Origin of the sequence: Trichloromonas sp. (genome assembly GCF_041583255.1) — a bacterium.
Taxonomy (GTDB): Bacteria; Desulfobacterota; Desulfuromonadia; order Desulfuromonadales; family Trichloromonadaceae; genus Trichloromonas.
Genome location: NZ_JBFHGD010000123.1, coordinates 1 through 9,874, shown reverse-complemented (window position 1 = coordinate 9,874; position 9,874 = coordinate 1). Strand labels below are relative to the sequence as shown.

The 9,874-nt window shown below is 58.0% G+C and carries 10 protein-coding genes; 7 read left to right on the top strand and 3 right to left on the bottom strand.

The genetic code is table 11. The features are described 5' to 3' along the window. From ABYV89_RS10730 to ABYV89_RS10700, 7 genes are all read left to right on the top strand, one after another. On the top strand, positions 1 to 129 hold a 129-nt coding region (locus tag ABYV89_RS10730), incomplete at its 5' end, for a DALR anticodon-binding domain-containing protein (protein ID WP_432822950.1). Positions 130 to 290: 161 nt separating this feature from the next. Next, positions 291 to 1,421: a cytochrome-c peroxidase gene (locus tag ABYV89_RS10725; protein WP_432822949.1), complete on the top strand. Its 1,131-nt coding sequence runs from the start codon at positions 291 to 293 to the stop codon at positions 1,419 to 1,421. 9 nt (positions 1,422 to 1,430) lie between these two features. Beyond that, positions 1,431 to 2,504: a metallophosphoesterase gene (locus tag ABYV89_RS10720; protein ID WP_432822948.1), complete on the top strand. Its 1,074-nt coding sequence runs from the start codon at positions 1,431 to 1,433 to the stop codon at positions 2,502 to 2,504. A 14-nt stretch (positions 2,505 to 2,518) separates the two neighbouring features. Continuing rightward, positions 2,519 to 2,923: a cytochrome C gene (locus ABYV89_RS10715; RefSeq protein WP_432822947.1), complete on the top strand. Its 405-nt coding sequence runs from the start codon at positions 2,519 to 2,521 to the stop codon at positions 2,921 to 2,923. A gap of 192 nt (positions 2,924 to 3,115) precedes the next feature. Continuing rightward, the gene (locus ABYV89_RS10710) at positions 3,116 to 4,879 is read left to right on the top strand and encodes a DEAD/DEAH box helicase (RefSeq protein WP_432822946.1); all 1,764 of its coding nucleotides are present in this window, start codon (positions 3,116 to 3,118) and stop codon (positions 4,877 to 4,879) included. A 5-nt stretch (positions 4,880 to 4,884) separates the two neighbouring features. Continuing rightward, on the top strand, positions 4,885 to 5,124 hold the full coding sequence (locus tag ABYV89_RS10705; protein ID WP_432822945.1) for an RND transporter: 240 nt from the start codon (positions 4,885 to 4,887) through the stop codon (positions 5,122 to 5,124). A 14-nt stretch (positions 5,125 to 5,138) separates the two neighbouring features. After that, positions 5,139 to 5,360, top strand: a complete 222-nt coding sequence (locus ABYV89_RS10700; RefSeq protein ID WP_432822944.1) for an RNA-binding S4 domain-containing protein — start codon at positions 5,139 to 5,141, stop codon at positions 5,358 to 5,360. A 59-nt stretch (positions 5,361 to 5,419) separates the two neighbouring features. Here ABYV89_RS10700 and ABYV89_RS10695 read toward each other — a convergent pair whose 3' ends face one another. The 3 genes from ABYV89_RS10695 to pruA form a co-directional block, all read right to left on the bottom strand. Continuing rightward, complete coding sequence (locus tag ABYV89_RS10695) at positions 5,420 to 5,746, bottom strand: RNA recognition motif domain-containing protein (RefSeq protein ID WP_432822943.1); 327 nt, start codon at positions 5,744 to 5,746, stop codon at positions 5,420 to 5,422. A gap of 58 nt (positions 5,747 to 5,804) precedes the next feature. Next, positions 5,805 to 6,641, bottom strand: a complete 837-nt coding sequence (gene ylqF / locus ABYV89_RS10690) for a ribosome biogenesis GTPase YlqF (protein ID WP_432822942.1) — start codon at positions 6,639 to 6,641, stop codon at positions 5,805 to 5,807. Between the two features lie 110 nt (positions 6,642 to 6,751). Continuing rightward, positions 6,752 to 9,730, bottom strand: a complete 2,979-nt coding sequence (gene pruA, locus ABYV89_RS10685) for an L-glutamate gamma-semialdehyde dehydrogenase (RefSeq protein WP_432822941.1) — start codon at positions 9,728 to 9,730, stop codon at positions 6,752 to 6,754. Positions 9,731 to 9,874: the final 144 nt, after the last annotated feature.

Below are 9,874 nucleotides of genomic sequence, written 5' to 3'. Positions count from 1 at the left end.
AGCTGTCCGGTGCTGGTCTGCGAAGATGCCGAGACCCGCAACAGCCGCCTGAAGCTTTCCCTGCTCACCGCGCGCACCCTCAAGCAGGGGCTGAATCTGCTCGGCATTGAAACCCTGGAACGGATGTAGCTTTTTTCTAAACCACAAAGGAGTAAAGGCGTCAGGACAGTCAGTTCTGACGCCTTTACTCTTTGAACGGGTTGAATTAGAAAGGGCACGAGATACTTTAAAATTCTCTAACTCAAGGTAAGCTTTCCTGTACAGCCTTAAACCACAGAGGAGGTCTTGCCATGAGACGATTTGCTTTATCCGTTCTGCTGCTGTTGCTGATCGCAGCTCCCGGGTTGGCCCTGGCGGAATCAGAGTTGCTGGGACTACCTGAGGTGCCCATCCCGACAGACAATCCGCCAACACCTGAAAAAATCGAGCTAGGCGACAAGCTCTTTCATGATCAACGCTTCAGCTCAACCGGAGAAGTGAGCTGCGCCACCTGCCATGAGAAGCAGAAAGCCTTCACGGACAGCCCCTTGAGCGTATCCGAGGGGATTCACAAGCTGACCGGCACCCGCAACGCGCCGACCATCATCAATTCAGCCTATTTCAACAAACTGTTCTGGGATGGCCGCTCGCAGGATCTTGAGGAGCAGTCTATCCATCCCTTTGTCAACCCGGTCGAAATGGGTCTCAAGGATCACGAACCGATTCTGCAGATCGTCCGCACCGATCCGGAATACGTTGAAGCCTTCAAGGCCGTGTTCGCCAAAGCCGGCGATCAGGTCACCCTGAGGGAGGTTAACCTGGCAATCGCCGCCTTTGAGCGGACCATCGTTGCCGGCAACTCTCCCTTTGACCGCTGGTATTTCGGTGGCGACAGCGATGCCGTGAGTGCTGCGGCGAAACGTGGCTTTGAGGTTTTTATTGGTCAGGGGCGCTGTGTTTCCTGCCATGTCATCGAGCAGACCCAGGCTCTGTTTACCGACAACCGCTTCCACAATATCGGCGTCGGTATCAACCCGATTCAGGATGACATTCCGCAGCTGGCGGGCGCCTTTCTCAAGGCCAAGGCTGAAGGGATTGATGTCGACATCGCCGTGCTTACCGACAAGAAAACCTCAGAACTCGGCCGATTTGCCATAACCGACCAGTTTGACGATCTCGGCGCCTTCAAGACCTCCACCCTGCGCAACATTGCGGTAACGGCCCCCTATATGCACGACGGCAGCCTGAAGACCCTCAGGGAAACGGTTGTTCATTACAACAACGGAGGAGTCACTGAAAAGGATGACCAGGTCAACGATTTTTTAAGCGGCGGGATCCGCCCCCTCAACCTGAGCGATCAGCAGATCGACGACCTGGTCGCTTTCATGGAATCTTTAACCAGTCCCCCATTTGCCCAGACGGCCGCAGCCGAGCAGAAATAGGAGAAGACCATGAACTCTTCCGTCAATCGTCGTGATTTCCTTAAAGGGGCCGGCGCCTTTGCCATAGCGGCCAGCCTGCCGATCAGCCTGGTCGAACTGGCCTTTGCCGACGCGGCAGAAAATTTCACCTTTGCCTACATTTCCGATGCTCATATCCAGCATATCTCGGGCAACAAATTCGTACGCAACTGGGATCGCGGCCTGATCCGTGCCGTGGCCGAAACGAACCTGCTCAACCCCAAGCCCGATTTCGTTGTTTTCGGAGGAGACCTGGCCCAGCTCGGCAATAAGCCCGAACTTGATCACGGGGCAGAGATCATGTCCGCACTGCGCTATAAAACCCATTACGTCATGGGGGAGCACGACTATTACCTGGACATGGGCGCCTACTGGGAAAAACTCTTCGGGCCCCAATACTACAGCTTTGACCACAAGGGAGTGCACTTCATCGTCCTCAACAGCATCCGCACCTATGACGACTGGACCTACAATCGCTGGCCTAGCGCCGAACAACGCATGCTTGAGATGGCCGGGCTGGATAATCCTAACGGCTCGCCGTTCATGGTCGGTGAAGAACAGCGAAAATGGTTGAAGGGCGATCTGGACAAGGTGAAAAAGACCACCCCGGTCGTGGTCCTGTCCCATTCGCCATTGCAGAAGATCTACAAAGGGTGGAATTTCTGGACCGAGGACGCCGAAGAACTGCAGGGCATGCTCAAGCCGTTCAACAAGGTGACCGTGCTGTACGGGCACGTTCACCAGATCCAGTACAACCAGATCGGCAACATCAGCTTCAACTCTGTCATGGCTACGGCATGGCCCTGGCCTTATCCCCAGAGCTACGCCCAGGCCGAGAGCCACCTGCCCAAGCTGACCGTGCCGATGAATCGAGCCGACCCTTTCTTCGAGCGGGATGCCACTGGTTGGCAGTTCGTCAACCTGGTTTCGGGCAAGGCGGATATGAGCTTCAACCTCTACAATAACTCGACCCGGACGGTGAAATTCAATCCCGAAACAGGTCGACCCGAGGATGTTGCCTACCAGGGGGAAAGCCAGAGGATTGCCCCGCAAACCCATTACTGATCAGAGGAGATTTTATGAAAACCATACAGTTGTCCGTAGTCGTCCTCGGTCTGCTGTTGTGTGCAGCGACCCTGGCGAGGGCCGACGAATTCAGCCCGTCTGACCTGAAACGCTGGGAAGGGGAGTACCTGTCGGTGGTTGAAAAAGGGCGGGCCCTGTGGGTGAGCGCCGAACTGGGTACCAATGGCGTGGCCTGCGCCCAGTGCCATCCGAATGCCGCCAATTCCCACCCGGAAACCTACCCCAAGTTTCAGAAACAGCTCGGCAAGGTGGTCGAACTGCGGCATATGATCAACTGGTGTATCAGGAACCCTCTTGAGGGAACGGATTTGGGCACAGACAGTGCCGAAATGATCGCCCTTGAGGCCTATATCCACTGGGAACGCCGGGGCGTAGCCCTTGCGCCGGGTAAGCACTGATGCCATCGCAACGACTTTTGCGGGCGGCCATCAATCACGCGGCCGCCCGCAAAATAGTTGGCTCTTTGATCAATTATGGGTTACACTTCGGCATCTTAGTGAAGTTCGCTGTTCCGGTGAATTTTACCGTCTTTCAATCCCGCTCGATCGCCTTTCCGCAGCCCTCCCGAGCACTACCCATACAGGTTATTCATGTCAGAAGATTCCGTTGTCAGCTTCGCTCAGCTCGCCATCCTTCCCGCCCTTCACAAGGTGGTTAATGAACTTGGTTATGAAACGCCCTCGCCGATCCAGGCCCAGAGCATCCCGCCGCTGCTGGATGGGCGCGATCTGCTCGGTCAGGCCCAGACCGGCACCGGCAAGACGGCCGCCTTTGCGCTGCCGCTCTTGAGCCGTCTCGACCTGTCGCTCAAAAGCCCGCAGATCCTGGTATTGACCCCGACCCGTGAACTGGCTCTGCAGGTCGCCGAGGCCATGCAGACCTACGCCCGTCATCTGCCGGGCTTCCAGGTGCTGCCCGTTTATGGCGGCCAGAACATGAGTCAGCAGCTGCGCCAGCTGCAACGGGGCGTGCAGGCAATAGTCGGCACCCCCGGCCGTATTCAGGATCACCTGCGGCGCGGCACCTTGAAGCTGGATCGGCTTACCAGCGTGGTCGTGGACGAAGCGGACGAAATGCTCAAAATGGGGTTCATCGAAGAAGTCGAGCAGATCCTCGAGCATACGCCGGCGGAGCGGCAGACCGCGCTCTTTTCCGCCACCATGCCCAACGAGGTACTGCGGGTGGCCCGCCGCCACCTGAAGGATCCCGTTGAAATCCGCATCAAGAGCAAGACTTCCACCGTTGAAACCATCACGCAACGATTCTGGCAGGTCAAAGGCCTGCACAAGCTCGATGCCTTGACCCGGATTCTCGAAGCAGAAGAGATCGAGGCGATGATCATCTTCGTCCGCACCAAGATCGCCACCGTCGAGCTGGCTGAAAAGCTGGAAGGACGTGGCTTTTCCAGCGCCGCCCTCAATGGCGACATGACCCAGGCCCTGCGGGAAAAGACCATCGAACGCCTCAAGAACGGGACGCTTGACATCGTCGTGGCCACCGATGTCGCCGCCCGCGGCCTCGATGTGAAGCGGATCAGCCACGTCGTCAACTACGATATTCCTTACGACACCGAGTCCTATATCCACCGCATCGGGCGAACGGGGAGGGCCGGGCGGGAAGGGCAGGCAATCCTCTTTGTGGCCCCCCGTGAACGGCGCATGCTCTACGCTATCGAGCAAGCGACCCGCCAGCCGATTACGCCGATGAGCCTGCCGAGCCACAAGGACATCACCGATCGCCGTATCGGCCTGTTCAAGGAGCAGATCGCCGAAGCCATGGAATCCCAGGACCTGGAATTCTTCGAAGAACTGATTGACAGCTACCAGGATGAATTCGACGTCGGTCACCGGCGTATCGCCGCCACCCTGGCGTACCTGGTGCAGAAGGACAAACCGCTGCAGCTCGAGGGCGGCCCGGCCGAGGTGGTTTTGGCAGCGGATAACGCAGCGCGCCCTGCCTTTGCTGAACGCAAATCTGCGGCAGGAGGGGCCGCGGGACTATGCCGTTACCGGATCGAAGTCGGCCGCATTCACGGGGTGGAGCCGCGCCACATCGTTGGCGCCATTAGCAACGAGGCTCAGCTCAGCAGCAACGATATCGGCCAGATCAAGCTCCACGACGCGTTCAGCCTGGTCGACCTGCCGGCGGATCTGCCCAAAGAAACGATGCGCCTGCTGCAGGATGTCTGGGTCTGCGGCCAAAGGCTGCAGCTGAGTGTTGACAAGGGCAAAACCCTGACCCCCGCCAAGAATAAGCCGGTCAAGAAACGTCCTTTTGACAAATTTGCCGAGCGCCGTTCCAAACCGGGTGGAAAAAAACCGTCAGCCGGTCGCCGCGGACCGCACAAGGGGTAGGGTACATGAAGGCGTTTTTGGCCAGAATTCCGTACCCAGTCCTGATCCCGGGTGCGCTGCTTCTCGGGCTGGCGCCGTTTTACCCACAGCCCCATGCCGTCGAGAAGATCCGCATGCTGGTTGCTGGGTCCTTGCATCAGCCGATCGATATCTTCGATTTGCTCATGCATCTGTCGCCGGTCTTGCTGTTGATGTGCAAGTGGCTGGTCGAGAGATTTGCCGGGCGCGGCGACGCGGCCCGATGAGGGCGGATTATGGTATGATCGAATTCGATTTGCAGGGACATGAGTTCATTGAACTGCACAACCTGCTTAAATGTGCCGGCCTGTGCCACAGCGGCGGCACGGCCAAGATGTTGATTGCCGAAGGGCTGGTGCGGGTGGACGGTGCGGTTGAACTGCGCAAGCGCTGCAAGCTCCGCGAGGGCCAGGTGGTCGAGTTCGAGGGGGAGGAGATCGTTCTGGTCGAACGGCACGGCTGATCAATTGAAATACAAGAAGCAAAAAGAGCGGTCGAATGACCGCTCTTTTTGCTTTCTAGCTATCGGGGTTTTCTTGGTGGCTTATTGCTTGAAGAACCGGGTTTCCTGCCGCGATTCCCGGCCGGCTTGGAGTCTCCGGGCTTCTGCGGCCTGGCTTCGGAAACTTCGATCTGGCGGTTGATCAGCAACGCTCCGTCGAGGGTGTCGATGACCACCCTGGCCTTGACGTCGGCCATCTTGACAAAGCCGCAGCCTTTGAACTTGCCTGAGATGTGATCGGTGATCAGATGGATTGAGCGGACCTTGCCGGCCACTTCAAAGAGCTTGCGAACGTCTTCTTCGGTGGCTTCAAAGGGGATGTTCCCTACGTAAATATCAACGACCATTTGTCGCTCCTGAGCTAATTGTTTTAGTTGTTAATTCAGCCGTTTGGCTGTAGTTTTGTCAAGTCGTTTCCGGAGGTTCTTCGAGGCTGATCCGGCCAATTTTGCCACCCCGAAATTCACGAATGAACGCTTCGGCCGAGCGGTGCAGGTCAATCTCCCCGCCAGCCACCAGGCAGCCGCGCCGGCGGCCGATTTCTTCGATCAGGGCGATGGAGGTCTCGGGGATTTCCGCAAGATTATAGCGGTCAAGCAGCAGTTTCGGATAGCGCTGCATCAGGTAGTCGGCAGTAAAGCGGGCGACCTCAACGTAATCCAACGCGCTGTCGCCGATGGCACCGCTGGAGGCCAGGCGGTAGGCGCCATCCTGGTCATCCATGACCGGCCAGAGCAGCCCCGGCGTGTCGGAAAGCATGATTCCGTTACGCAGGTCAATCTGCTGGTTGCAGGTGGTGATCGCCGGCCGGTCACCGATGCGGGCCATCCGCTTGCCGGCCAGGGTGTTGATCAAGGTCGATTTGCCTACGTTGGGAATGCCGATTACCATGGCCCGCAACGGAAAACCAGGTTTGCAGCGACTGGGTGCCAGCCGCTTGGCGAGGGTGGTGATAAGCCCCACATCGGAACGCTTGCGGGAGTCAAAGGGAAGGGCGCGAACACCGTTCTCTTTTTCAAAATATCGAATCCAGGCCTTGGTGACGTCTGGATCGGCCAGGTCGCTCTTGTTGAGGACCTTGATGCAAGGTTTGTTCTGGCGCAGTTTCTTCAGAACCGGGTTGGCGCTGGAGAGGGGGAGGCGGGCGTCAAGCACTTCTATGACCACGTGGAACGACATGATCACGTCGGCGATCAGCCGGCTGGCTTTGGTCATGTGTCCGGGGTACCACTCGATTTTCATCTCAGATTCATTCCTGTATTTCGGTAGTGATCGATTTAACGCATTTTCAGGGCACGAACTTTACCACATCTATCGAGAAAATGGTGACTTTTATCAATTAATAGCTCCGGCTACGCATCCTCCGGAGCAAAACCACGGCGCATGGTGTTTTCTGTCACCGTGCGCGGATCCATGAAATGGAGCAGGTAGTCGGGGCCGCCGGCCTTGGTGCCCAGTCCCGACATGGCGGCGCCGCCGAAGGGCTGACGCTCAACCAGAGCGCCGACGCAGTTGCGGTTGAGGTAGAGGTTGCCGACCCGGAACTCGCGGCGGGCTTGCTCGAGATGGGCCGGACTGCGACTGAACAGTGCGCCGGTCAGGGCGAAGCGGGTGCCGTTGGCCCACTCCAAAGCCTGGTTGAAATCTTCGGCCCGCATGACTGCCAGCAGCGGCCCGAAAACCTCTTCCTGGGCAATGCGATGCTCCGGGAGTATATTCGCCACGATGGTCAGCGGCACATAAAAGCCGGTATTCGGGACCCTGCTGCGATAAAGGATTTTCCCTTCGCGGCCGGCCAGTTCGATGTATTCGAGAATCTTCTCTTGCGCCGCGGCATCGGCGACCGGTCCCATGTAGTTGGCAGGATCTTCCGCCGGTCCGATTTTCAGGGATTTTGCCGCCTCGACCAGGCGTTCAACAAAATGGTCATAAACCGCATCGACCACGATAACCCGCGAACAAGCCGAGCATTTCTGTCCCTGGAAGCCGAAAGCCGAATAGAGCACATGCGGCACCGCTTCATCGAGATCGGCATCGTCGTCGATGATGATGGCGTTCTTGCCTCCCATCTCGGCAATCACCCGCTTCACGTGCCGCTGCCCCGGTTGAACCCGGGCGGCTTTTTCGACAATGCGCAGGCCCACCTCCATTGAACCGGTAAAGGCGATCAGGCTGACCTCCGCATGTTCCACCAGCGGGTCGCCAATCTCGCTGCCTCGTCCCGGCAGATAGTTGAAGACGCCGGCCGGCAGACCGGCCGCGGTAAAGAGTTCGACCAGTTGATGGCCGATTACCGGGGTCAATCCAGAGGGTTTGAACACCACGCTGTTGCCGGCAACTATCGCGGCGGCGGCCATCCCGCAGCTGATTGCCAGGGGGAAGTTCCAAGGGGAAATGACGGCGGCGACCCCGCGTGGCTCGTAGCTATAGCGATTCTCCTCGCCAGGCGCCGACCCCAGTTTCTTCGCCCCCCCCAGGCGGATCATTTCGCGGGCATAATAGTCGAGAAAATCGATCGCTTCAGTGACGTCGGCATAGGCCTGGTCCCACTGCTTGCCGATTTCGAGCACCTGCCAGGCCGCCAGGTCGAAAACTCGCGCCCGTGCTGCTTCGGCCGCCTTGAACAGATAGTCGGCCCGCTGTTCGGCCGGTGTGTCGCGCCAGGCGGGAAAGGCCCGCTTGGCCGCGGCGATGGCTTGTTCGAGTTCTTTAACCCCGGCCAAGCAGACCTCGCCCACCAGTTGCGCCGGGTCCGCCGGGTTGGTCGATGGCAAAAGTTCTTCCGTCTTGACCTCTTTTCCATCGATGAACAACGGATAGGTCTGTCCCAGTCGGCTGCGTACCCGCGCGATGGCGTCGGCAAAGGCCTGGCGCTGGGCGGCCACGGTGAAATCGACGGCAGGTTCGTTGCAGAAAACGGGGAGGGGAGGCTGCTCGCTCGCATTTAATGGTTGAGCGCTCGCCTGACGTTCAGCGGTTCTCTGCGGATCTTCAAGCAGGCGGGCAATCTCCGTTTCCTCGGCAAAGCTCTGGCGCAGAAACGATTCGTTGGCGGTATTTTCCAGCAGACGCCGCACCAGGTAGGCCATCCCCGGGATCATTTCACCATACGGGCAGTACAGGCGGATTCGCCCGGCGACTTCCAGCAGCCCCTTGCGCACCGGTTCGGCCATGCCGTACAGCACCTGGAATTCGTATCGCTCCTCGGGGACGCCCAACTGGCGGGCAATTTCCATGGTTGCGGCGATCGAACGGATATTGTGCGAGCCGCAGGCAAGGTGGCAGAAGGCATGATGTTGCAGGATGGTAGCCGCATGGCGTTCGAAGGCGGCGTCGGATTGCGCCTTCACCGTGTAAACCGGGGAGGGCCAGCCGTTCTGTCGGGCCAGCACCGTTTCGTAATCCCAGTACGCACCCTTGACCAGGCGGATCGAGATAGGCAGCTTCTGCGCCTGGGCCCAGGCCAGCAGCTCGTCAAGATCTTTATCGGTAGCCGTCAGGTACGCCTGCAAAACCACGCCGAGGTGTGGGTAGTCTCGGTACCGCAGGCGCAGTCGCCGGAAAACCTCGAGGGTGATGTCCTTGTATTTACTCGATTCCATATCAATGCACAGGAAGCCGCCAAGTGCGATGACTCTTTCATAGACCTGTGAAATCCGCGCGGTAATGGTTGCCACGGAGCCTTCAAAGTTTTGCGGCTTGGTTTGCGAGTAAAAAGCGGACGGCTTGACCGACACATTTATTTTCGGTGCATGCCCCCAGTCAGGGCCGGAAGCGCCATTGCCGAGAGGGCGCCAGTCGCCCTGTGCCTGCTGCAGGGCCTGCAGCAGCTCAAGGTAGGTGGCAACATAGGTGTCAGCTTCTTGTTCGCTGACGGTGGCTTCGCCGAGGACATCGACCACGAAGGCAAAGCCCTGATCCCGCAATTTGCCGATATTCTTGAGAGCATCTCGAGTCTGTTCGCCGACGATGAACTGCCTGGCCATTTCTTCGATATTCGTTTTGATGACCTTGTTAAGGATTGTCGCGCCGATAGCGCCAGCGAGTCCGCTGCTCTGGGCGCCCCATTTAAGAACCGCAGGGATGTCGTGGTTTTCACCACTGAAATATTCGCGGATGTGGGAGGTCAGCATCTCATTGGTCCGCAGGCAGGGGAAGACATCGACGAAGCGAAACAGCTGCAGCCGAAAGTCCTCGTTGCGCATGCACCAGTCCATGACCTTGCCGACCCAGCGGTTCTTGTTGAACAGGGTGGGCTTTTCGCCCTGGATGCAGGAAAAGAAATTTTTGCCCGTGCTGATGATTCGATCGTCAAGGTCTTTCGATTCCATGAGACCTCCTGAAAAGTCCAATTACCTTTTCTTAAAAGTTTAGCCAAACGAAGTCATCTGACCAGCCGAATTTATTTTATTCGAAAGGGGGAGCCCTCTCTGCGTTGGTGCCCTTTACAAACGGTGGGTCGCATAAGATATATT